We start from the raw sequence: 23,348 nt of genomic DNA on the forward strand, positions 1-23,348 counted from the left end.
CACACCTTGGAGATGCCATGACCCGCACCACCACGACCGCCGTTCGCGGCCGGTCCTTCCGCCGCGCAGCGGTGGGCGCCTGCCTCTCGGCGTCGCTCGTCCTGCTGCCCCTCGCAATGGCGCCCGCCGCCCACGCCGAGACCGCGGCCGCCGCCGAGACCGAGGCCGTCCCCCAGGGGGCAGCTCCCGCCGAGGACGCGACCGCCGCGCCCGCCGCGCCCGCCGCCCCCGCCGAGGGATCGGCGCCCCTCGCCGACGCCCCGGTCGAGGTCAGCCCCACCCCCGTGCCCGCGCCCACCGCCGCGCCGGACCTCGCGGCCACGCCGGCCCCTTCCGCCGCGGCCGACGCATCCGCCCCCGCCGCGGCGGCCCCCGCCGCGGACGCCCCCGCCGTCGACCTGCCCTTCACCTGGACCGGGCCCGACCTCGGATCGCCCCTCACCATCTCGAAGGACGTGCCCTTCACCGGCACCGGGCACCCGGGCAGCCTCGTCTCGGCCTCGTACACCAACGCCGACGGCCAGCTCGCGATCGCGGGCTACGGCTTCGTGGCGGCCGACGGCGCGTGGTCGTTCTCGGCCGGCTTCGGCGACCTGACGGAGGGCGCCAGGACCGCCCGCGTCGAGGTCACGCAGGTGCTGCTCGAGACCGAGGAGCCCGTGACGGAGTCGCTCGCGCGCACCATCCGCTTCGCCGAGGCCCCCGTCGGGCCGTTCGTGCGCGGCGAGATGGGCTTCACCCTCGAGCGGACCACGCTCAGCATCTCCGAGGCCAGGGACAAGCGGATCGGCATCCGCCCCGCCGCGACGGGCTTCCTCCGGTACGAGTCCGTCGAGGTGACCATCCAGGACGAGGACGGGCAGTTCGTCGGCATCAGGATCGACAGCGTCGCCGGCATCGACCCCGGCATCCCCGTCGACGAGCGCATGAGCACCCGCTCGCTCGACGACCGCGTCCGCGCGGACGAGGACGGCACCTACCGCCAGGACCTCTCCCTGTACGGCCCGCTCCAGCCGGGCAAGTACTTCTTCGTCGTCCGCGGTCTCGAGTCCGGCATGGCGCAGGGCATCGACTTCTTCCTCACGGAGGACGAGGCCGGCTCGCCCGCGGACCCGGCGGTCCCGTCGCTGCCCGGCACGCCGGTCCCCGTGCCGTCCGCGCCGGCGATCGTCCCCGCGGGCACGGCTCCGAAGCCGATCGCGAAGCCCTCGGCCCACGGCGACCAGCTCCCCGTCACGGGCGCGGACGGGACCGCGGCCCTCGGCCTCGGCACCCTCGGCGCGGTGCTGGCGCTGGTCGGCGCGGGTGCCCTCGTCGCCCGTCGCCGCCTGCGCTCCGCGGAGTAGCGCGCGCGACACCGCTCCCCGCACGCCACGACGGCCGGACCCCTCGGGATCCGGCCGTCGCGTCGTGGGGCGCTGCCGCCGCCGGGACCCGGCACGCGCGGACCGCGGTCATCCGCCCGCGCGGGCCCGCGATGCCCAGAGCTGCGCGGCGAGTCCCACCACGATGAAGCCGCACATCAGCGCCCCCATCGCGGTCGCGGTGCCGCCGAGCGCGCCCGCGAGCGGCGTCGCCAGCCCCCCGAGGCCGAACTGGAGCCCGCCGACGAGCGCCGAGGCCGTGCCGGGGTGCCGGTGGCCGAGCGCCTGCGTGAGGGTGATGGATCCGGGGATCACCCACCCCCAGCCCGCGGTGACGAGGGCGAGGGCCGGCCAGACCAGCGCGGGACCCGAGCCCGTGACCGCGCCGACGAGCACGAGGGTCGACCCGACCGCGCAGGTGGCCAGGCCGATCGTGAAGAGGCGGTCCTCCTCGAAGCGCCCGATGAGGCGGCGGAAGACGAGCGTCGACGCGATCATGCAGGACGCGTTCGAGGCGAACACCAGCGTGTAGAGGCCCTCGCCGAAGCCGTACTGCTCCTGGAACACGAACGAGGAGGTGGCGATGTAGGAGAAGAAGCCGATGGTCGCGGTGCAGCCGGTGACGAGGTACCAGCGGAAGCGGGGGATCCGGAGCAGCTCCGCCATGCGGCCGAGGACGGCGCGGGGCGAGGTGCCGCCGGCGCCGCTGCGGACGAGCGTCTCCGGCAGCAGGCGCGCCGCGGCGAGGGTGAGGGCCAGTCCGAGCGCGGCCAGCACGACGAACGCGGCGCGCCAGGACGAGAAGGTCAGCACGAGGCCCCCGACGAGCGGGGCGACGACCGGGCCGACGGAGTTGACGACGGCGAGCGTCGCGAAGAGGCGGCTGCGGAGGGCGCCGGTGGAGGCGTCGCCGACCATCGCACGGGCCGAGACCGCGGCGGCCGCACCGCCCAGGCCCTGCACGACGCGGGCGAGGATCAGGGTCGTCGCGTCGGGGGAGATCGCGCAGACCACGCTCGCCACGGTGAAGAGCGCGGTCCCGGCGAGGAGGATGCGGCGGCGACCCACGCCGTCGCTGATCGGCCCGATGACCAGCTGCCCGACGGCGAACGCGACGAGGAACGCGGTCAGCGTGAGCTGCACCGAGGCCGTCGAGGCGTCGAGGTCGGCGGCGATGGCCGGGAGGCCCGGGATGTAGAGGTCGGTCGCGAAGGGCGAGATGCCGACGATGAGCGCGACGGTGAGGAGCGGGCCGCGGCGTGCGGTCCACGACGTCCGCGGGTCGGGGTCGGGATGCGGGTGCGGGGCGTCGTCGCTCATCCGTCCCGACAGTAGACCGGTCGCCGCCGGAAGGCGTCAGCTGCAGCAGCGTGCGGCGCCACGTCCAGCGGCCATGGTGCGGATATCGTCAATGCGTGATCACTGGAGAGCTCAAGAGCAAGATCGACCGGGTCTGGGACGCGTTCTGGTCAGGGGGCATCTCGAACCCGCTCGAGGTGATCGAGCAGATCACCTACCTGCTGTTCGTGCGGCGGCTCGATGACCTGCAGACGCTCGCCGAGAGGAAGGCACGCGCCACCGGCGTCGCGCTCGAGAAGCCGATCTACCCGCCGCGGCAGAGGGAGCTGCGCTGGAGCCGCTTCAAGAACATCGACGCCGAGGTCATGTTCGAAGTCGTGCGCGACGAGGTGTTCCCCTTCCTGCAGGACCTCGGCGGCGACGGGTCGACGTACGGCGAGCACATGCGCGACGCCCGCTTCACGATTCCGACGCCCGCGTTGCTGTCGCGGGTCGTCGACATGCTCGATGACATCCCCATGGCCGAGCGCGACACCAACGGCGACCTGTACGAGTACCTGCTGTCGAAGATCGCGTCCGCAGGAGTGAACGGGCAGTTCCGCACGCCCCGGCACATCATCGAGTTGATGGTCGCGATGACGGCGCCGCAGCCGGAGGACGAGATCTGCGACCCCGCGTGCGGCACGGCCGGATTCCTCGTCGCCGCATCGGAGTACGTGCGGCGCGAGCATCCCGGAGTGATGACGAACGCGGCGCAGCGCTCGCACTTCCACTCGAGCATGTTCCACGGGTTCGACTTCGACTCGACCATGCTGCGCATCGGCAGCATGAACATGCTGCTGCACGGCGTCGAATCGCCCGACATTCGCTACCGCGACTCGCTCTCCGAGGGCGTGAGCGCCGATTCGGAGCGCTATTCGCTGATCCTGGCGAACCCGCCGTTCGCCGGTTCGCTCGACTATGAGTCGACGTCGAAGGACCTGCAGCGCGTCGTGAAGACGAAGAAGACCGAGCTGCTCTTCATGGCCCTGTTCCTGAAGCTGCTGAAGCCGGGCGGCCGCGCCGCCGTGATCGTGCCGGACGGCGTGCTGTTCGGGTCGTCGACGGCGCACAAGGCAATGCGGCGCATGCTCGTGGAGGACCAGAAGCTCGACGCGGTCGTGAAGCTGCCCTCCGGTGTCTTCCGCCCGTACGCGGGTGTCTCGACCGCGATCCTGTTCTTCACGAAGACGGACTCCGGCGGCACCGACGACGTCTGGTTCTACGACGTGCGCGCCGACGGCTTCTCGCTCGACGATAAGCGCAACCCGATCGAGGCCAACGACCTGCCGGATGCGCTCGCTCGCTGGGCGGACCGTCGGACCACGGAGCGCGACAGGGCTCGCACCGACCAGTCATTCACGGTCCCCAAGGCGGACATCGTCGCGCAGGGCTACGACCTTTCCATAAACCGTTACAAGGAGGTCGTGCACGATGAGGTCGAGCACAGGCCACCGCTGGAGATCATCGCGGACATCGAGGCCCTCGAGGCCGAGATAGCGGAGGGGCTCTCTCAGCTTAAGGCGATGCTCGCGTGATGACTGCACGGCTCGGCGACGTGGCGCTCATTCAGCGTCAATCTGTTAACCCAAACAAAATCGACCCAAATACGATCTATCTTGGACTCGAGCACCTCGCTCGAGGCGGTCGAATAATCGGCCATGAGACGGTGGGTAGCGCCGCTCTATCCAGCTCAAAGTTCACTTTTTCTGCCAAACATGTCCTTTATGGGAAGCTCCGTCCAAATCTTGGCAAGATCAGTAGACCGACATTCAGTGGCGTCTGTAGCACGGATATTCTTCCCGTGCTCCCTGGCCCGCACCTCGATCGCGATTACCTTGCCCATTATCTGTCTCAGCCAGTAATGGTGGAATTCGCTTCGTCCCGAGCGGCTGGCGCCAACTTGCCTAGACTAAGCCCATCTGTCCTTAATGAATTCGAGATTCCTGTTCCGCGGCTAGAGGAGCAACGGCGGATCGCCGCGATTCTCGATCACGCCGAAACGCTGCGCACTAAGCGCCGCCGGCTACTAGCTTCTCTAGATTCCCTAGCGCCACGTCGATTTGACGAGGTCTTCGCAGACCGAGCTGGACACCGTGTCCCGATGGGCCGCTTAATTGATGAGCAACAGATTGGTTTGGATCGTCGTTCTAGTGAGCAGGGCGCCGATCGCTCGCACGGTTATATAAAGATGGACGCCATAACTCGGGATGGCCACATGGATTTAGCGCGTCTTACTTACGTCAATGCATCGGTCGACGAAGTGAGCAAATATACGGTCCACAATGGCGACCTACTCCTAAATACCAGGAATTCTCGGGAGCTGGTAGGTAAATCTGCAATCTTCCATGGGCTGCCGTGCCTATATAATAATAACATCAGTCGCATTCGTTTCACTGAGCAAGTGGATTCACGGTACATACACGCCTTTTTGTGGTCGCGCGAAGGGCGCCGGCAGCTCGAGTCTCGGAAGTCGGGAACCACGAATGTAGTTGCGATGTACGCGAAGGACTTCGCGACGATCTCGGTCCCGGTGCCTGATCTCGAGGAACAGCAAGCGTTCAGCGCCATGGTTGCGGCGGTCGACATTCGACGGATTCAAGTGAGGCGCTCATTGCAGTTGGATGACAGCTTGTTTGCGTCACTGCAAGCACGGGCATTCCGGGGCGAGCTGTGACCGCCAACTTCGCCTTCGCGCGCGCCGCCTGGCCGGACGTCTTCGAGGACGCATCCCGAGCGGAGTCCTACCTCTCCAGCGACCCCCGGTCGGCGTGCTTCTACAGCCGCCGCGCGGTGGAGCAGCTCGTGGGTCACCTCTACGACGTGCTCGACCTGCCCGTCCCGTACCAGGACGACCTCGCCGCCCGCATCAACGACGCCGGCTTCGCACGGGTCGCGGGTGTGGGCATCGGGCAGAAGCTGAACCTGATCCGCAAGCTCGGCAACCAGGCGGTGCACGCGCAGCATGCGATCCGACCCGACATCGCGCTCGCGGCGCTGCGCGAACTGCACCACGTGCTGGTGTGGGCGACGTTCCGGCACTCGGCACACCCGGAGGCCGTGCCGACTGGTGAGCAGTTCGATCCGCAGCTCGCCGCGCGCGCGGCACCGCTGACCCGTGACGACGTGCAGCGGCTGGCGGCCAGGTTCGCTGCGCAGGACCAAGCCCACGCCAGGGCTCTCGCCGACCGCGACGAGTTGGCGGCCGAGCAGGCCGCGGAGATCGAGCACCTGCGCGAGCAGATCGCTGCGGCTCAGGCGACGAACCACGGTCCCGACGACCACGACTACTCCGAGGCCGAGACCCGGGACCTCTTCATCGACGTGCTGCTGGCCGAAGCGGGCTGGCCCCTCACTGACCCGCGTGATCGCGAGTTCCAGGTCACGGGCATGCCCAACGGGCCGGGAGTCGGTTTCGTCGATTACGTGCTGTGGGGCACCGACGGACTGCCGCTCGCCGTCGTCGAGGCGAAGCGCACGAGGGCGAGCGCGCAGGTCGGGCAGCAGCAGGCGAAGCTCTACGCCGACAGCCTGGAGGTGGCCTACGGGCGGCGCCCTGTCGTGTTCTTCACGAACGGGTACGAGCACTGGCTGTGGGACGACGAGGCGGGGTATCCGCCGCGGCAGGTCGCCGGGTTCTACACGCGCAGCGAGCTCGAGCTGATGATCCAGCGCCGCTCGACCCGCCTGCCGCTGTCGGGGGCCGCGGTCGACGCGGCCATCGCGGGCCGGCACTACCAGGCGCAGGCGATCCGAGCGGTGGGGGACGCGTTCGACCGCAAGCAGCGGCAGGCGCTGCTGGTCATGGCGACCGGGTCCGGCAAGACGCGGACGGTCATCGCGCTGACCGATCAGCTCACGAAGGCCAATTGGGCGAAGCGCATCCTGTTCCTCGCGGATCGCACCGCGCTGGTGAAGCAGGCTGCGAACGCGTTCAAGGCCCATCTGCCGGGAGCCACGACGGTCAACCTGGTGACCGACAGGAACGCCGAAGGGCGCGTCTACGTGTCGACGTATCCCACGATGATGAACCTGATCAATGAGACCTCGGACGGCGAGAGCGGTTCGATGCGGCGATTCGGGCCGGGGTTCTTCGACCTGATCGTGATCGACGAGGCGCACCGGTCGATCTACCAGAAGTACGGGGCGATCTTCGACTGGTTCGACGCCCTGCTCGTCGGGCTGACGGCCACGCCGAAGGACGAGGTCGACCACAACACCTACCGGCGTTTCCACCTCGAGGATGGCGTGCCGACGGACTCCTACGGCCTCGATGAAGCGGTCGAGGAACGATTCCTCGTACCGCCGCGCGGGGTGTCTGTCGGCACCCGATTCCTGCGTCAGGGCATCCGGTACGACGAGCTCAGCCCGGCGGAGAAGGAGGACTGGGACGCACTTGACTGGGGTGAAGACGGCACCCCGACCTCGGTCGAGGCGGACGAGCTGAACCGGTTCCTCTTCAACGAGGACACCGTCGACAAGGCGCTGGCCACCCTCATGACGCGCGGGTACAAGGTCGCGGGCGGCGACCGACTCGGCAAGACCATCGTGTTCGCGAAGAACCAGGCGCACGCCGAGTTCATCCAGCGTCGCTTCGACGAGCAGTACCCCGAGCACGCGGGGCACTTCGCGCGGACCATCACGCACAGCACGCCGTACGCGCAGAGCTTGATCGACGACTTCTCGATGGCCGACCACGCGCCGCACATCGCGATCTCCGTCGACATGCTCGACACGGGCATCGACGTTCCCGAGATCGTGAACCTCGTGTTCTTCAAGCCGGTGCGGTCGAAGTCGAAGTTCTGGCAGATGATCGGCCGCGGCACGCGACTGCGCCCGGACCTGTTCGGCGAGGGCCAGGACAAGCAGGACTTCCTCGTCTTCGACTTCTGCGGCAACCTCGAGTTCTTCAGCCAGGACCTGCCCGGCAGCGAGGGCTCCATCCAGAAGTCCCTCACCCAGCGGCTGTTCGAGGCGCGCCTCGGACTGATCACCGGGCTCGACCGGGTGCAGCTGGATCGGGAGCTGCGTTCTTCGACCGCCGACACCCTCCATCGGATCGTGGCGGGGATGAACCTCGACAACTTCCTCGTGCGCCCGGCGCGGCGGTGGGTCGAGCGGTTCGCCGAGGCGGCGGCGTGGGATGAGCTGACGCTCGAGGACGCGGGCGAGGTGCTCATGCATCTGGCCGGGCTGCCATCGAGCGTCACCGACGACGACACCGACGCCAAGCGCTTCGATCTGCTGATCCTGCGGCGGCAGCTCGCGCAGCTCGACGGCGACCTGGTCGCCGCCGAGCGCATCCGCCAGCAGGTGCAGGCGATCGCGACGGCGCTGCTGTCGAAGTCGGCGATCCCGTCGGTCGCGGAACAGCTCGTGCTGTTGGAGGAGATCGCGGGCGACGACTGGTGGGTCGACGTGACCCTCGACATGCTCGAGGCCGTGCGTCTCCGCATCCGCGCTCTCGTGCGCTTCGTGCCGAATGTGACCCGCCCGCGCGTCTATACGGACTTCATCGACGAGCTCGGCGAAGTCACCGAGATCGTGCTCCGCCAGACCACGCCGGGCACCGACCTCGAACGGTTCCGGGCGAAGGCGACCGTGTACCTGCGGCAGCACGAGGACCACCTCGCGCTTCAGCGGCTACGGCGCAACCGACAGCTGACGCCGGACGACCTCAGCGCGCTCGAGACGATGCTGCTCGCCAGCGGAGCGGGCTCGAAGGCCGACATCGAGCTGGCGGCCGCACAGGCGCAGGGGCTCGGGCCGTTCATCCGCTCGCTCGTCGGCCTGGATCGCGAGGCGGCGCTCGAGTCCTTCGCTCGCTTCCTCGACGGGTCGCGCTTCTCGGTCGATCAGATCCGCTTCATCCACCTGATCGCCGACGAGCTCACGGCGAACGGCGTGATGGACGCGGGGCGCCTTTACGAATCGCCCTATACCGACCGGGCCCCGAGCGGCATCGACTACCTCTTCGACGAGACCGACGTGACCGCCATCGTGAAGATCCTTGACGACGTCAAGGCGCACGTCCGGCCCGAGGACGTGGCCTGAGCTCACCGAATGCTGATGAGGTCACTCGCTACCTCGCCGACGGAGGGCTCGCGCATGTTCGAGATCCGCAATCCGACCACCCGCATCGGATGAGCGGGCACGCCGTCCGCCCGGCCACCGCCCGTCGATGCGCCTAGCCTCGACGGGGGCGCACCGCACCGGCCGCGCCCACCCGCATCCACGAGGAAGAGGAACGCGCATGACGACCTGGCTGATCACGGGATGCTCCACGGGGCTCGGGCGCGCCTTCGCCGAGGAGGCGCTGTCGCGCGGGAACGACGTCGTCGTCACCGCGCGCGACGCCGCGAACGTGCAGGACCTCGCCGACCGCTACCCCGAGCACGTCCTCGCGCTCGACCTCGACGTGACCGACCAGGCGCAGGTGTCGCTCGCCGTGGACGAGGCGACCGCCCGCTTCGGCGGCGTCGACGTGCTCGTCAACAACGCGGGCTACGGCTACCGCGCGGCCGTCGAGGAGGGCGACGAGGCCGACGTCGCGCGCCTGTTCGACACGCAGTTCCACGGCAGCGTCCGCATGATCAAGGCGGTGCTGCCCGGCATGCGTCAGCGTCGCAGCGGCACGATCGTCAACCTCTCGTCCATCGGGGCCGCCCGCACGGGCGCGGGATCCGGCTACTACGGCGCGGTCAAGGCGGCCATCGAGCAGATGACCATGGCGCTCCGCACCGAGCTCGAGCCGCTGGGGATCGTCGCCACGGTCGTGGCGCCCGGGTCCTTCCGCACCGACTTCTCGGGCCGCTCGCTCACGCAGTCGGCCACGGTGATCGACGACTACGCCGAGACCGCAGGCAAGCGCCGCAAGGAGAACGACACCACCGACGGCACGCAGCCGGGCGACCCCGCGCGCGGCGCGAAGGTGCTCGTCGACGCGGTCGAGGCGGGTGCTCCCTACTACCTGCTGCTCGGCGGCGACGCGATCGAGATCGTCACGGGCGCCCTCGACGACCTGCGCGCCGACATCGACGCGTGGGCGGAGCGCAGCCGGTCGACGGGGTACGGCGCGAGCTGATCCGCGGGGGCGGCGCCGGTCATCGCGGCGCCGCCGCCTACGCCGCGGGAGGCGGGGGCTGCTCGCCGTCCGCGGTCGTGCGGCCGGCCGTGCTACCGGCGGGGCGGATCCCCATCACGAAGAAGGTCACGCCGAGCACGAGGAACGGCAGACCGGCGACGCGGGTGTCCTCGAGGGTGAGCATGAGGGCCAGGCCGAGCATGCCGAACACGATGCCGAGGGCGGTGTTCTGGTTCGTGTCCTCGGCGGCCGCGGCCGGGTCGTCGGGATCCGCGGGCGTCCTCGGTTCGCTCATGCCGTCCACGCTAGGGAGCCGGGCCCGCGGAGCGCGTCCGCCTCGTGGGGGATGCGGTCAGCGCCCGGATCGGCGCCCCTCCAGCTCCAGCAGCGTCGTCTTCGCCGCGAGCCCGCCGATGTAGCCGCCGAGCGTGCCGTCGGAGCGGAGGACGCGATGGCAGGGGATCACGACGGGCAGCGGGTTCGTCGAGCAGGCCGTGCCGACCGCGCGCGTGGCGGCCGGGCTGCCCGCGGTCTCGGCGACCTCGCGGTAGGTGCGCGTGGATCCGTACGGGATCTCCGGGAGCAGCCGCTGCACGCGGTCGCGGAAGCCGGTGGAGAGGCGGCGGTCGAGCGGGAGGTCGAAGGAGCGGCGGCGGCCGGCGAAGTACTCGTCGAGCTCGCGGGCGGCCTGGTCGAGGCGCTTCGGCGCGCGCAGGATCCGCGGGCCGAGCCGGCGCGCGAGGTCGCCGAGCACGGTGTCGTGGTCCTCGCGGGAGTAGGCGACGCGGATCAGGCCGCGCTCGGTCGCGGCGAGGAGCAGCGGGCCGACGGGCGAGTCGACGGTCGTGAAGCCCACGTCGAGGGCGCCGTCGGCCTCGGCCGCGTCGGCGAGGCGGAGGCGGAGGGCGTCGAGGGCGGGCGCGGTGGGATCCGCCCGCTCCAGCGCGTCGGGGTCGAGGAAGCGGGTGGTGTCGTCGGGGTCGGTCACGGTCGTCCTCCAGCGGTCGCGGCGGGTGCGGATGCGGATGCGCGGTCGGTCCCCGGCGGGCCCGCCCCCATCGTCCGCCGCAGGTTCGCGACCCCGTCGGCCGCCGCGCGCCGCGCGGCCTCGGGCGTCCCGCCGACGATCGCCGCCACCTCCGCGTACGGCAGCCCGCCGAGGTGGCGGTACGCGACCGCGAGCCGCTGCCGCTCGGGCAGGCGCGCGACCGCGGCCCACAGGTCGGGGTCGCCGGATCCGGGGACGCCCATGTCGGAGACCCGCTCGGGCACCTCCTCGACGGGGAGCGCGCGGCGGCCGCGGGCGCGGATCGCGTCGAGGGCCTTGCGGTGCGCGATGGTGACGAGCCAGGCGCGCACGTCGGCCCGCGGCCCGAGCCGCGGGTACGCGACGAGCGCCGACAGGAACGTCTCCGACCACGCGTCCTCGGCGTCGGCGTGCCCGCCGAGCACGGCCCGGCACACGCGGAGCACCACGGCGCCGTGCTCGGTCACGACCCTGTCGAACGGCTGCATCATCTCCACACCGGGTAGACGCCGGGGCGGGGTGATCCGTGAGGTCGGCGTGCGGATCAGTCTCCCGGATCCTCCGCCCGGGCCGGTAGGCCGACGCCGCGCCGCGCACGCGGGCAGCCCCGCCTGCGGACGCGCCGTGCGCCTCCTGGCGGTCTCCGATCCGTCGCCCGTGCAGTCCGTAGGGACCACCCGAGACGGTCCCGACGGATGACGACCCGGCGCCCCGCGGCCCGGAGGATGGAGGAGCGGCCCACCCCCGGCCGCGCCGCTCCGCGAGGAGCGACCGCCGCCGGCCCGGCCCCCACGGGTCGGCGGCCACGACGACACGAGGATCCGCATGACCGGCACCGTCAGCCCCGCAGCCCGCGACGACGAGCAGACCGCGCCCGGCGTGCCCGGCGTGCCGCGCGTGATCCGCGTGTTCGTGGTCGACGAGGAGGCGCCCATCACGCAGCTCCTGTCGCTCGCGCTCCGCATGGAGGGCTGGGACGTGCGCGTCTTCGCGACCGGCCGGGCCGCGATCGACGCCGCCGTCGAGGCCGCGCCCGACGCGATCCTGCTCGACATGACGCTCCCCGACGTCTCGGGCGTGGAGGTCGTCGCCGAGCTCCGCCGCGCGGGCGTCGCGTCGCCCGTCCTCTTCCTCACCGGCCGCGACTCGCTCGAGGACCGGCTCGCGGCGTTCGGCGCCGGCGCCGACGACTACGTGACCAAGCCGTTCGGCCTCGAGGAGGTCGTCGAGACCCTCCGCGTGCTCTTCCGCCGCCGCGGCCTGGCCCCGGCCCTCGTCACCGCGGGCGACCTCGTGCTCGACCCGGCCTCGGGCGAGGCGTGGCTCGCGGGCGTGCCGCTGACGCTGGATCCGAGGGACCTCGCCGTGGTGGCCGCGCTCGCCGAGGAGCCGACCCGCCGCCTGTCCCGACGCGAGCTGACGCACCGCCTGGCGGACGGCGGCTGGGGCGTGGTCGCCCCGCGCGCGCTCCTCGACCTGCCGTCCGTGACGGGTCGCGTGGCCGGTCGCGACCAGGTCGTGCTGGTCCGCGTCGCGGGCGACGACCTCGTGCTCGCCCCCTCGTCCTGACGCGGGCCGTCCGCGGCCCGCTGGCGCCCACCCCAGTCCGGGGGTCGATCCCGCGTGTCACCCCCGCAACTCCGGGGATCACGAGTCACACGCGTCACACTGCCCCGAATATTTCCCCAGGTGGGTAGCGGAAATCAATACAGTCGGCGGTGGGGAGCTGATCCTCCCCGCCGCGTCCCCGAGACCCCGGAGCGCGTCCCCTCTCCCGCACGGCCGCGGCACAGCATCGACGCGGACGGGCGGTCGGCACCACTGGAGATGTCATGACCCGTCCCACCCCCGCCGCCGGCCGCGGCAGGTCGTTCCGCCGCGCTGCCGCGGGCGCCTGCCTCTCGGCATCGCTCGTGATCCTGCCGCTCGCGATGGCGCCCGCCGCCCACGCCGAGACCCTCCCCGCGCCCGTCGCCGAGGCGACCCCCGCCGCGGAGCCGACCCCCGCCGTCGAGGCGCCCGTCGAGACCCCCGCCGCGACCCCGACCCCCGCGGTCGAGGCCCCCGCCGAGGACGCCGCCCCGACGCCCGCGCCGACCGAGGAGCCGACGCCCGCCGTCGACGCCCCGGCCGAGACGACGCCCGCGCCGACCCCGTCCACGGGTGCCCCGACGCCCGGCGCGCCCGCGACCGGCCTGCCGTCGCTCGAGCCGACCGCGCCCGTCGTCGAGCTGCCCTTCACCTGGACCACGCCCGACCGCGGCGTCGCCCTCCCGATCAACGAGGCCGTGCCGTTCGCCGGCACCGGCACCGCGGGCAGCATCGTCACCGCCAGCTACTTCAACGCCGTGGGCGTCAAGTCGATCGCCGGCATCGGCATCGTCGGCGCGGACGGCGCGTACGCCTTCCCCGCGAGCTTCACCGAGCTGCTGCAGGACTCCAAGACCGCGAGCGTCACCCTCACGCAGGTCGGCCTCGACCTCACCGTGAAGGGCGAGATCCGCGGCCTCGTGCGCTTCGCCGAGGCGCCCGTCGGCCCGTTCGTGCGCGCCGAGGCGTCGTTCTCGACCATCTCGCCGATCACCGTCACCGAGGCGACCAGCATCCTCGGCGGCCTCAAGGTGAACGCGACCGGCTACCTCCGCTACGAGGCCGTCGAGGTCACCGTGACCGCGCCCGACGGCCGCGTCATCCAGCTCAGCGACGCCAACGGCGGCGTGGGCGTCGGCACGCGCTCGCTGAAGGACCTCGTGCGCGCCGACGTCGACGGCACCTTCGCGCAGCCGATCATCCTGTTCGGGGACATCCAGCCGGGCACCTACCAGGTCTCCGTCGCGGGCCTCGAGTCGGGCCTCACGCAGGGCGGCACCGTCGAGCTCACCGGCGCGGACGCCGGCGGACCGGTCATCCCGGGCCTGCCGACGCTCCCCGGCACGCCCACCCCCGCGCCGACCGCGCCCTCGATCGACCCCGCGGGCACCGCCCCGAAGCCGATCCACAAGCCGGCCGCGCACCACGACGACACGCTGCCCGTCACGGGCACCGACGGCGCCGCGGCCCTCGGCCTGGGCGGCCTCGGCGCGCTGCTCGCGCTCGTCGGCGCCGGCTCGCTCGTCGCCCGCCGCCGCCTGCGCTCCGCGGAGTAGCGGCACGGCACCACCCGCACCACGCACGACGACGGCCGGATCCCCGAGGGGATCCGGCCGTCGTCGCGTGCGGGTGCGTCCGGGGGACGCGGGGGGATCAGGCGCGGCGGGGGCGCGTGGCGTCCTGCGCCTTCTGCTGGGCCTGCTTCGCCTGCTGCTGCACGCTCGGGGCGTCCTTCGCGTGCTGCTGGATCTTCGGGGCCTCCTCCTCGGCCTTCGTCAGCATCGCCTCCCAGCGGGCCTGCATCGGCTTGATGAGGCCGCCGCCGGCGCCGACGATGATGACGCCGGCGATGATCGCGAGCACGGCGATGAGGATCGGGGTGGTGACGGTCGTCGCGACCTCGATCTGGTTGAGGGCCGCGGTGATCCCGAGGAACAGGATGAAGACGGCGACGACGTTGCCGAGCACCTTCCCGTAGGACAGGCCGCCCAGCGTGTTCTGGATGAGGCCCTTGGCGCCGGCGGCGATGGCCGACGCGATGACCACGATGATGATCGCGACGATGATCTTCGGCAGGAAGCCGATGATCCCCTGGAGCAGGTCGCTCACGGGGTTCGGCCCGAAGACGCCGAAGGCGAACTGCAGGACGAAGAGCACGAGCGTGTAGTACACGATCTTCGCGACGATGTCGGAGGCGTCGAGCTTCGATCCGGCGAGGGCCTTCTTGATGCCGCCGCGCTCGACCAGGCGGTCGAAGCCGACCTTCTCGAGCAGCTTGTCGAGGGCCTTCGAGATGACCTTCGCGACGATCAGGCCGACGACGAGGATGAGCAGGAAGAGCAGGGCGAGGGGCACGAACGCGATGACCGCGGCGAGCCCGTCCTGGAGTACGGCGGGGAAGTTCATGGGGTGGCCCTTTCAGGGTCGGGTGGGTCGACGCGGGGCGTCGGCGGAGGGTGCTGCGGTGGTGCGGTGGTGCGGTGGTGCGGTGGTGCGGTGGTGCTCGGCCGGGCGGGCTGGATCCGCCCGGCCGGTGGCGGGACGACCGGCGGTCGTCCCGGCACCGGGGTCGTGCGGTGGATCAGCGGCGGGTGGTGCCGTCCGCGTCGCCGTCGACGTCGATCTCCTCGTGGCGGACGTCCTCGGTGACGGTGCGCTCATCCGTCACGGTCTCCGTGCCGAGCTTCACGCGCTCGACGGGGACGGTCTCCATCTGGACGACGGGGCGCTCCTCGGTGAGGACGACCTCGTGCTCCTCGTCGGAGAGGTCGGGGCCGGAGGTCGCCGCGCCCACGTTGCCGTCCGTGATCGGCTCGCGCTCGAGGCGGACCTCCTCGTGGCTGACGGGGACGGTCACGGTCTGCTGCTCGGTGACGACGTGCTTGCGCAGGCGCGCCCGGCCGGTCTCGACGCGCTCGGTGCCCACGTGGAGCTGCTCCTCGGAGCGGGTCATGGCGTCGTCGGTCGTGGGGCCGGAGGTGTCGTGGCCGACCACGCCGTCGCGGTCGCGGTCGCGGTCCGCGTCGACGCCGCGGTCGCCGTCGACGCCCGCGTGCTCGTCCTGGTCGAAGAGGCCCTGCGTGCCGGCGGCGTCGCCGGTCGTGGCGGTGGAGGATCCGCCGCCGAGGCCGTAGTGCGCGTACAGGGCGTCCTCCTCCTGCTCGCTGAGGGCGCCGTCGGCGTCGACGCGCGGGGCGTCCTTGACCTTCGCCTTGTCGTAGCGGACCGTGAGGGTCTCGCGATCCCAGTCCGCGCCCTCGAGCGGGACGAAGGACTCGGACGTGCCGAAGAGGCCCGTCTTGACGGTGGCCCAGAGGGGCGCGTTCGTCTCGGGGTCGACGTAGACCTGGCCGACTGTGCCGACCTTGTCGCCGTCCGCGTCGTGCACGGTGGCGCCGACGATGCTGCCGATGTCGCGGGAGTCGATCATGGTGATGCTCCTATTCCCCGGCGGGGTGGCCGGAGGGTCGTGGTTTCGGGTGGCCTTACGGTGTAAGCCCGATGCCGACCTTACGCCGTAAGCCGCGCTACCGTGAAGCCCTCTGATGCGCTCGCCCTCAGCACCGCGCTGCCCGGGCCGCGCATCCGCTGGGAGGCATCCGCCGTGGCAGGACGCGAGAGGGCGAGCAGGTCGGGCGCAGCGGCGACCAAGCTCAGCCGCGAGCTCATCGTCGAGACCGCGCTCGCGCAGGTCGACCGCTCGGGCACCCAGGGCCTCTCGATGCGGTCCCTCGCACAGGAGCTCGGCGTCGAGGCCATGTCCCTCTACCGGTACGTGCACGGCAAGGAGGACCTGCTCGAGGGCATCGTCGCGACGCTCATGGGCGACCTCACCACGCACCTCGCCGAGGCCCAGGGGGAGCACTGGCAGGCGTTCCTGCAGACCGTCGCGCACGAGGTCCGCCGCATCGCCACCGACCACCCGAAGGCGTTCCCGCTCGTGGCGACCCGGCACCCGGCGGCCCCCTGGCTGCGTCCGCCGCTGCGCAGCGTCGAGGTCGTCGACACCTTCCTCACCGCGCTCACCGGCAACGGGTTCACGGACGCGCAGGCCGTCAACGCGTACCGCGCCTTCAGCAGCTTCCTGCTCGGCCAGCTCCTCCTGCAGTCCGTGGTCCGCGGCGCCGAGGCGGGGCCCGCCGAGGAGCCGCTCGACGAGGGCGGCGCGGACATCCCGCAGGGCGACGGCAGCATGACCCTCGACTCCGCGCCCGAGGTGCGCCGCCTCCGCGAGCTCCTCAGCGAGGACCGCAGCGACGAGGAGTTCGAGGTCTCGCTCGAGGCGCTCCTCGACCGGCTCGACCGCGAGCTCTCGCAGTAGCGGATCCGGCGGCGGCGGATCAGGGGAGGACGATCACCTTCCCGACGATGCGCCCCGACTCGGCCTCCGCGTGCAGCGCGGGCAGCTCGTCGAGCGCGATGCGCCGCGTGACCTCCACCGTCAGCGCGCCGGCGTCGACGAGCGCCACAAGCTCCGCGAGCCGCTCCCGGTCCGGCCGGACGAACACGGTGGCCGCGCGCACGTCGCGCGCGTCGTCGCCGGGGGTCGCCATGAAGGCCGTCGTGCTCACCACGGCGCCGCCGTCGCGCACCGCGGCGACGTAGGAGGCGAACAGCTCCGGCTCGATCGGCGCGAGGTTGAGCAGCACGTCGACCCGGCCGTCGAGCGCGCCGAGCAGGTCGGTGGTCGTGCGGTCGACGACCTGGTCCGCTCCGGCGGCGCGGACGGCCGCCTCGCTGCGGGGGCTGGCGGTCGCGATCACGTGCACGCCGAGGCGCTTCGCGAGCTGGACGGCGTACTTGCCGACCACGCCGCCGGCGCCGACGATCAGCACCCGCTGGCCCCGCTCGAGGCGGCCGTCGTCGACGAGCGCCTGCCACGCGGTCAGCGCGACCGAGGGCAGGCCGGCCGCGTCGGCCAGCGGGATGCTCGTCGGCGCCGCGACCACGGACTCGGCCGGCGCGACGACGAGCTCGGCGGCGGCGCCGTCGCGCTCCATCGGGAGGAACGCGATCACCGCGTCGCCGACCGCGACGCCCGTCACCCCGTCGCCGACCGCGTCGACCGTGCCCGCGACGTCGTAGCCGGGGATGTGCGGGAGCTCGATCGGGATGGGCAGGAACCCGCCCCGCATCCCGGCGTCCGCCGCGCTGTACGCCGACGCGGCGACGCGGATCCGCACCTGCCCGGCACCCGCCTCGGGCGCGGCGACGTCGACGACGTGGAGGACATCGGGTCCGCCGATCTCCTGGAACTGCACTGCCTTCATGGTCTTCCCCTTCGCATTGTGCTTCGAGTTCGAAGCAGTACCAGGACGCTAACATTGCTTCGAATCCGAAGCAACACCTAGGATGGGATCCATGACGGAGACGCCCCGATCCCTGACCCCGACCCAGCTCGGCGCCTACCTCGCCTTCACCGAGGTCGGCAGCCTGCTGCGCCCGGCGGTCGAGGCCCAGCTCCGCGACGCGGGCGGCCTCAGCTACGTCCAGTTCCAGCTGCTCGCACGGCTCGGCGACGCGCCGGACGTCCACCTGCGCATGACCGACCTCGCCGACGGCGTCGTCTACAGCCGCAGCGGCCTCACCTATCAGGCGCAGCTCCTCGCGCAGCGCGGGCTCGTCACCCGGTCGCCGTCGCCGGACGACGAGCGCAGCACCGTGGTCGCCCTCACCGACGAGGGCCGCGAGGTGCTCGCCGCGGTGTTCCCCGGGCACATCGAGACCGTGCACGGGCTCCTCTTCGCGCCGCTGTCGGACGCCGATGCGGGGCACCTCGCGCGGATCCTCGGCCGGGTCACCGAGCACCTGCGCGCTGCGCCGCCGCGCTCCGCGGGCCGCCGCCGCCGGAAGGCCTGACCCCTCACGTCGACCGCCCTCCGCGGTCGGGGCTAGGGCCGGGCGGCGTACGCCACGGCGCACGCGACGCCCACGGCGAGCAGGGCCGGGGCGCCGAGGATCCCGCACCAGAAGCTCGGCGCCTGCCGGCCCCGCGGGAGGAGGGAGGCCGCGATCCCGACCAGGAGGCACCAGGCGGCGATGAGCGCGAGCACGGGCTGCTGGAACACCCAGATCATCGGGATCCAGTGGATCCCGACGACGATCATGATGACGGGGGCCACGAGCTCCGGCGTGCCCCGACGCACGAGGACGGCGGCGGCGATCCCCCCAGCGACGAGCTCGACGGCGACCATCGCGACGTAGACGGTGAACGGCGCCGAGTCCACGACGAGCGCGGTCGGCGTGCCCCAGTCGCGGATCGCGGCGGGCAGCGTCAGCCCCACGACGGCGACGCCGGCCAGCGCGAGGGCCCCGAGCACGATGCGCCAGGCGGTGCGCGGCGGACGCTCCTGCGCCCACCCGGCCCAGGCGAACGTCGCCACCCCGAAGACGGCGGCCATGAAGGCGACGTCGCGCGGGAAGTCCAGCGGGATCATGCCGCCCCCCTCCGGCCGGGTCGCCTCCACCCTAGGACGGCGGTCGTCCCGGGGCGAGGGGTCGGGCGGTCGCCTTGTCACGCCGCGCGCCCGACCCGTACATTTGACGCGACCCGCAACGAATCACCCGCACGCGGATCCGCACCCCGTATGAGACGAAGGAGTCCCATGTCCGACACGCAGCCCGCAGCCCCCGCCACGGAGACCGGAGCCGCCCTCGGCGTCGCGATGATCGGCCACGGCTTCATGGGCGCCGCCCACTCGCAGGCCTGGCGCGTGGCGCCCGCGTTCTTCGACCTGCCGCTCGCGCCGCGCATGGTGTCCGTCGTCGGGCGCGACCGTGCCCGCACGCAGGAGTCCGCGGACCGCTGGGGCTGGGACCGGGCGGAGACCGACTGGCGCGCCGCCATCGAGCGCGACGACATCGACGTCGTCGACATCTGCTCGCCCGGGAGCACGCACGTGGAGATCGCCGTCGCCGCGCTCGAGGCCGGCAAGCACGTGCTGTGCGAGAAGCCGCTCGCCAACACGGTCGAGGAGGCCGAGGTCATGGCGGCGGCCGCGGAGAAGGCCGCCGCGAAGGGGATCCGCGCGATGGTCGGCTTCAGCTACCGCCGCGTGCCCGCCATCACCTTCGCCCGCGACCTCGTCGCCCAGGGCGCGATCGGCGAGCTGCGCCAGGTGCGCGCGCTCTACCTCCAGGACTGGCTGACCGACGCCGAGGGCCCCATGACCTGGCGCCTCGACAAGGAGGCGGCGGGATCCGGCGCGCTCGGCGACATCGGCGCCCACATCGTCGACGCCGTGCAGTTCATCACGGGCGACACGCTCGACGCGGTGAGCGGCCTGCTCCGCACCTTCGTCGAGGAGCGTCCGCTGCTCGCCGAGACGCGCGGCCTCGGCGGCGTGGCGTCGAGCGAGCGCGGGAAGGTCACGGTCGACGACGCGGCGTACTTCACCGGCAAGCTCGCGGGCGGCGCGCTCGCCAGCTTCGAGGCGACCCGCATGGCCACCGGCCGCAAGAACGCGCTGCGCCTGGAGTTCAGCGGATCCGACGGCGCCATCTCCTTCGACCTCGAGCGCCTCAACGAGATCGAGCTGTACGACGCGACCGCGCCCGCCGACAAGCTGGGCTTCCGCCGGATCCTCGTCACCGAGCCCGAGCACCCCTACACGGCCGCGTGGTGGCCCACGGGCCACGGCCTCGGCTACGAGCACGCGTTCACCCACCAGGTGCGCGACCTCGTGCACGACATCGCCGCGGGCCGCGAGCCGCAGCCGTCGTTCGCCGACGGCCTCCGCGTGCAGCGCGTGCTCGACGCCGTGGAGCGCAGCTCGGCCGACGGCAGCGCCTGGGTGCAGGTGGATCCCGCCGCGAGCTGACGCGCGGCCCCTCGCGTACCCTGGCCAGGACGACCGGGAGGCGGACGGGTGCAGGCACGGCAGGAGCGGACGCTGCGCGCCGCGCTGTCCGCGCTGGTCTGCACGCTCGTCACGGCCACCGCGCACGCGGCGGCCGGCGGCGGCATCCCGCATCCGCTCGTCCTCGGCCTCGCGCTCGTCGCCGGCGTCGCCCTGTGCTTCGCGCTCGGCGGACGCCGGGTGACGCTCGCCCACCTCGTGCTCGCGATCGGCGCGACCCAGGGGGTGCTGCACGCGGCGTTCACGTTCGGCGGGAGCGGCCTCGGCGTCGACGGCCCCGGCATGGCCGCGGGCGCGGCCGGGGCGACCGACGGATCCGCGGCCCACGACCACGCGCACGCCGCGGGCGCCGCCGCCCGCGCGCTCGCCGCGCCCTCGTCCGCGATGGCGATGCCCGCCGACCACGACGGAGCCATGCTGCTCGCGCACGTGATCGCGGGGATCCTCAGCATCTGCTCGCTGCGCGTCGGAGCCGACGCCGTCCGCCGGGTCGCGCGGGCCCTGGCGCTGCGCGTCGGCGGGGCGATCTCCGGCGCCGCGGGCGCGCTCGTGGCCGCCGCCGTCGCCGTGGCGGCCGCGCTCGCCGAGCCCCTCGTCACGCCGCGCCCCCGCCGGATCCGCGCGGACACCCGCCCCCGCCGCCTCGTCGCGCTCCTCGCCGCGCGCATCCGGGGCCGCCGCGGCCCGCCGCTCGGCGCGCTCGCCGCCTGATCCCGCGCCCGCCGCGTCCCCTCGGGGCGTCCGGGCGCGGTCCCGCGTCGTCACCCGCCGACCCGGTCCGCCCGCGCCTCCGCGCCGCCGGACCGGTCGCCGTCGCGTCGCCGCGCCCCCGCACGCCCGGACATCCGCACGGCCACGCCCGTGCCCCCACCGAAGGACCACCATGCCCTCCCGCACCGCCCGCCTCCCCGTACCCGCCCGCGCCGACGGGCCCGCCCGTCGTCCCGTCCCGCGCCGCACCCGCGTCGTCGCCGGCGCCGCCCTCGGCCTCGGCCTCGCCCTGTCGGCGCCGCTCGCCGCATCCGCCCACGTCGAGCTCGACGCCTCCTCCACGGCGCCCGCCGCCCTCAGCGTCCTGACCTTCGCGGTCGGGCACGGCTGCGAGGGATCCGCCACCACGGCCCTCGCGATCCGCTTCCCCGCCGACGTGCAGGCCGTGAAGCCGACGCTCGCGCCCGGCTGGAGCGTCGCCGAGCAGGAGGCGGCCGACGGAACGACCGTCACCTACACGGCCGACACCCCGCTGCCCGACGCCCTCCGCGCGACCGTGCAGGTCGAGGCGCTGCTCCCCGTCGACGGCGCCGCCGGCGACGTCGTGGCGTTCCCGACGCTGCAGACCTGCGTGGAGGGATCCACCGACTGGGCCGAGACGCCCGCCGCGAGCGCCGAGCCGGACCACCCGGCGCCGACCGTCACGCTCACCGACGCGACGAGCGCGACCGGCACCGGCACCGCCCCCTCCGCCGACGCCGCGTCCGCGACCCCCGCCGCCGCGCCCGTCGACCCGGTCGCGCGCCTCCTCGGCCTCGGCAGCCTGGTCGTCGGCGTCGTCGCCGTGATGCTCCTCACCCTCGGCATGCGCCGCCCGCAGCAGGGCGCCCGCCGATGACCGCCGTGGAGGACCGCGCCGCCCGCGATCGGCCGGCCGAGCCCGGCCCCGCCGCGACCGTCACCCGCCCGCGGCGCGGCTGGTTCCTGCCGCTGCTGCTCCGCCTGCACTTCCTCGCGGGGATCCTGGTGGGCCCGTTCATCCTCGTGGCGGCGCTGAGCGGCGCGGCCTACGCCCTGTCGCCGTCGATCGAGCGCGTCGTCTACGCGCACGAGCTGCGCGCGCCCGCCACCGATGCGACCGTCCCGCTCGCCGCCCAGGTCGAGGCGGCGGAGGCCGTGGTGGGCGGATCCGGCACCCTCGTCGCCGTGCGCCCCGCGCCCGCGCCCGGCGACACCACGCGCGTGATGTTCACGGGCGAGGGCCTCCGCGCGAGCGAGAGCCGCGCGATCTTCGTGGATCCCGCCGACGCCTCCATCCGCGGCGACCTCCCGGTCTACGGCACGAGCGGCGCCCTCCCGCTGCGCTCGGCGATCAGCGACGTCCACCGCACCCTCGGCCTCGGCGACGTCGGCCGGATCTACAGCGAGCTCGCCGCCAGCTGGCTCGGCATCGTCACGCTCGCGGGCCTCGGCCTGTGGATCGCGCGCTGGCGCCGGTCGCCGCGCCGCCGTGACCTCGTGCGGCCGGATCCGCGCGCCACGGGCTACCGGCGGGTCCTCTCCTGGCACGCCGCGACGGGCGTGTGGCTGGTCGCGGGCGCGCTGTTCCTGTCGGCCACCGGCATCACGTGGTCGCAGTCCGCCGGCCAGAACGTGACCGACCTCCGCGCGGCGCTCAGCTGGCAGGCGCCGGCCCTGCCGACCGCGCTCGGCGCTGAGGCGGGCACGGGCGGGGGAGCGGCGGATCCGCACGCCGGCCACCACGCGTCCGCCGCGCCCGCAACGGCCGCCGCCGTGGATCCCGCGACCTTCGACGACGTCCTGCGCGTGGCGCAGGGCGTGAACGTCGACACCGGGCTCGTGGAGATCACGCCCCCTGCCACGGCCGGCACGGCGTGGACGGTGAGCGAGATCCAGCGCTCGTTCCCCACGCAGGTCGATCAGGTGGCCGTTGACGGCAGCACGCTCCAGGTCGTCGGCCGCACCGACTTCGCTGAGTACCCGTTCCCCGCGAAGCTCGCCCGCTGGGGCGTCGACACGCACCAGGGCACGATGTTCGGCCTGCCGAACCAGATCCTGCTCGCGGTGACGGCGCTCGGCGTCGCCGCGATGGTGGTCTTCGGCTACCTGATGTGGTGGAAGCGCCGGCCCGGCGTCGCCCGTGCCGGCAGCCCGGCGCCCGCGGGTGCGCTCGTACGGGCGCCGTGGTGGGGGATCGCGGCGGTCGTGGCCACCGGCGTCGTGGTGGGCCTGTTCCTGCCGCTCGTCGGGATCCCGCTGGTCGGCTTCGTGCTGCTCGACGCCCTGGTCACGGCCGCCCGCGTGCACCGCGCGCCCGCCGGCTGATCCCGCGGCCGAGCCGGTGCCGGCCGCCC

The 23,348-nt window shown here is 73.0% G+C and carries 21 protein-coding genes; 13 read left to right on the top strand and 8 right to left on the bottom strand.

The features are described 5' to 3' along the window. The first annotated feature begins 17 nt into the window (after positions 1-17). Positions 18-1,346, top strand: coding sequence for an LPXTG cell wall anchor domain-containing protein (locus H9X71_RS00765; protein WP_191147875.1), 1,329 nt, complete (start codon positions 18-20; stop codon positions 1,344-1,346). 108 nt (positions 1,347-1,454) lie between these two features. Here H9X71_RS00765 and H9X71_RS00770 read toward each other — a convergent pair whose 3' ends face one another. Beyond that, entirely contained in the window at positions 1,455-2,684 is a 1,230-nt protein-coding gene (locus H9X71_RS00770) for a multidrug effflux MFS transporter (RefSeq protein ID WP_191147876.1), read from the bottom strand. A gap of 50 nt (positions 2,685-2,734) precedes the next feature. On the opposite strand from H9X71_RS00770, the gene H9X71_RS00775 reads away from it, so the two are divergent. The 4 genes from H9X71_RS00775 (at position 2,735) to H9X71_RS00790 (ending at position 9,786) form a co-directional block, all read left to right on the top strand. Next, positions 2,735-4,240, top strand: coding sequence for a type I restriction-modification system subunit M (locus tag H9X71_RS00775; RefSeq protein WP_342355633.1), 1,506 nt, complete (start codon positions 2,735-2,737; stop codon positions 4,238-4,240). Continuing rightward, entirely contained in the window at positions 4,240-5,379 is a 1,140-nt protein-coding gene (locus tag H9X71_RS00780; protein ID WP_191147877.1) for a restriction endonuclease subunit S, read from the top strand. The genes H9X71_RS00775 and H9X71_RS00780 overlap by 1 nt, the downstream gene beginning before the upstream one ends. Beyond that, positions 5,376-8,756 (top strand): DEAD/DEAH box helicase family protein, encoded by a 3,381-nt coding sequence (locus tag H9X71_RS00785; RefSeq protein WP_191147878.1) that lies wholly within the window; start codon positions 5,376-5,378, stop codon positions 8,754-8,756. Before H9X71_RS00780 ends, H9X71_RS00785 begins: the two co-directional genes overlap by 4 nt. Positions 8,757-8,955: 199 nt before the next feature. Then, positions 8,956-9,786: an oxidoreductase gene (locus H9X71_RS00790; protein ID WP_191147879.1), complete on the top strand. Its 831-nt coding sequence runs from the start codon at positions 8,956-8,958 to the stop codon at positions 9,784-9,786. Between the two features lie 37 nt (positions 9,787-9,823). On the opposite strand, the gene H9X71_RS00795 is transcribed toward H9X71_RS00790, so the two are convergent. From H9X71_RS00795 to H9X71_RS00805, 3 genes are read right to left on the bottom strand one after another with little or no spacing between them, the layout of a single operon-like run. Then, the gene (locus tag H9X71_RS00795; RefSeq protein ID WP_191147880.1) at positions 9,824-10,081 is read right to left on the bottom strand and encodes a hypothetical protein; all 258 of its coding nucleotides are present in this window, start codon (positions 10,079-10,081) and stop codon (positions 9,824-9,826) included. A gap of 57 nt (positions 10,082-10,138) precedes the next feature. Beyond that, positions 10,139-10,774 (bottom strand): methylated-DNA--[protein]-cysteine S-methyltransferase, encoded by a 636-nt coding sequence (locus H9X71_RS00800; protein WP_191147881.1) that lies wholly within the window; start codon positions 10,772-10,774, stop codon positions 10,139-10,141. After that, positions 10,771-11,301, bottom strand: a complete 531-nt coding sequence (locus H9X71_RS00805) for an RNA polymerase sigma factor (protein ID WP_191149025.1) — start codon at positions 11,299-11,301, stop codon at positions 10,771-10,773. Before H9X71_RS00805 ends, H9X71_RS00800 begins: the two co-directional genes overlap by 4 nt. A 337-nt stretch (positions 11,302-11,638) precedes the next feature. On the opposite strand from H9X71_RS00805, the gene H9X71_RS00810 reads away from it, so the two are divergent. Together H9X71_RS00810 and H9X71_RS00815 are read left to right on the top strand one after the other, a co-directional pair. Further along, positions 11,639-12,382 (top strand): response regulator transcription factor, encoded by a 744-nt coding sequence (locus H9X71_RS00810; protein ID WP_191147882.1) that lies wholly within the window; start codon positions 11,639-11,641, stop codon positions 12,380-12,382. A gap of 263 nt (positions 12,383-12,645) precedes the next feature. Beyond that, positions 12,646-13,959 carry a sortase gene (locus H9X71_RS00815; RefSeq protein WP_191147883.1) on the top strand — a complete coding sequence of 438 codons (1,314 nt, stop codon included), beginning with the start codon at positions 12,646-12,648 and terminating at the stop codon, positions 13,957-13,959. A gap of 97 nt (positions 13,960-14,056) precedes the next feature. On the opposite strand, the gene H9X71_RS00820 is transcribed toward H9X71_RS00815, so the two are convergent. Beyond that, a complete protein-coding gene (locus tag H9X71_RS00820; RefSeq protein ID WP_191147884.1) occupies positions 14,057-14,809 on the bottom strand; it encodes a mechanosensitive ion channel family protein in 753 nt (250 codons plus the stop codon). 175 nt (positions 14,810-14,984) lie between these two features. After that, a complete protein-coding gene (locus H9X71_RS00825) occupies positions 14,985-15,833 on the bottom strand; it encodes a DUF2382 domain-containing protein (protein ID WP_191147885.1) in 849 nt (282 codons plus the stop codon). Positions 15,834-15,935: 102 nt separating this feature from the next. On the opposite strand from H9X71_RS00825, the gene H9X71_RS00830 reads away from it, so the two are divergent. Next, on the top strand, positions 15,936-16,724 hold the full coding sequence (locus H9X71_RS00830; protein WP_244961685.1) for a TetR/AcrR family transcriptional regulator C-terminal domain-containing protein: 789 nt from the start codon (positions 15,936-15,938) through the stop codon (positions 16,722-16,724). Between the two features lie 19 nt (positions 16,725-16,743). On the opposite strand, the gene H9X71_RS00835 is transcribed toward H9X71_RS00830, so the two are convergent. Then, positions 16,744-17,673, bottom strand: coding sequence for an NADP-dependent oxidoreductase (locus H9X71_RS00835; protein WP_191147886.1), 930 nt, complete (start codon positions 17,671-17,673; stop codon positions 16,744-16,746). Positions 17,674-17,764: 91 nt separating this feature from the next. Here H9X71_RS00835 and H9X71_RS00840 point away from each other — a divergent pair, with 91 nt between their 5' ends. Beyond that, on the top strand, positions 17,765-18,262 hold the full coding sequence (locus H9X71_RS00840) for a MarR family winged helix-turn-helix transcriptional regulator (RefSeq protein ID WP_191147887.1): 498 nt from the start codon (positions 17,765-17,767) through the stop codon (positions 18,260-18,262). Positions 18,263-18,294: 32 nt separating this feature from the next. Here H9X71_RS00840 and H9X71_RS00845 read toward each other — a convergent pair whose 3' ends face one another. Next, complete coding sequence (locus tag H9X71_RS00845) at positions 18,295-18,840, bottom strand: hypothetical protein (protein WP_191147888.1); 546 nt, start codon at positions 18,838-18,840, stop codon at positions 18,295-18,297. Positions 18,841-19,008: 168 nt separating this feature from the next. Here H9X71_RS00845 and H9X71_RS00850 point away from each other — a divergent pair, with 168 nt between their 5' ends. The 4 genes from H9X71_RS00850 (at position 19,009) to H9X71_RS00865 (ending at position 23,319) form a co-directional block, all read left to right on the top strand. Beyond that, on the top strand, positions 19,009-20,223 hold the full coding sequence (locus tag H9X71_RS00850; protein ID WP_191147889.1) for a Gfo/Idh/MocA family protein: 1,215 nt from the start codon (positions 19,009-19,011) through the stop codon (positions 20,221-20,223). Positions 20,224-20,271: 48 nt separating this feature from the next. Continuing rightward, positions 20,272-20,973 (top strand): hypothetical protein, encoded by a 702-nt coding sequence (locus H9X71_RS00855; RefSeq protein WP_191147890.1) that lies wholly within the window; start codon positions 20,272-20,274, stop codon positions 20,971-20,973. 172 nt (positions 20,974-21,145) lie between these two features. Then, positions 21,146-21,871, top strand: coding sequence for a YcnI family protein (locus H9X71_RS00860; RefSeq protein ID WP_191147891.1), 726 nt, complete (start codon positions 21,146-21,148; stop codon positions 21,869-21,871). Next, on the top strand, positions 21,868-23,319 hold the full coding sequence (locus tag H9X71_RS00865; protein WP_191147892.1) for a PepSY-associated TM helix domain-containing protein: 1,452 nt from the start codon (positions 21,868-21,870) through the stop codon (positions 23,317-23,319). Before H9X71_RS00860 ends, H9X71_RS00865 begins: the two co-directional genes overlap by 4 nt. Positions 23,320-23,348: the final 29 nt, after the last annotated feature.

Source organism: Clavibacter zhangzhiyongii (assembly GCF_014775655.1).
Taxonomy (GTDB): domain Bacteria; phylum Actinomycetota; class Actinomycetes; order Actinomycetales; family Microbacteriaceae; genus Clavibacter; species Clavibacter zhangzhiyongii.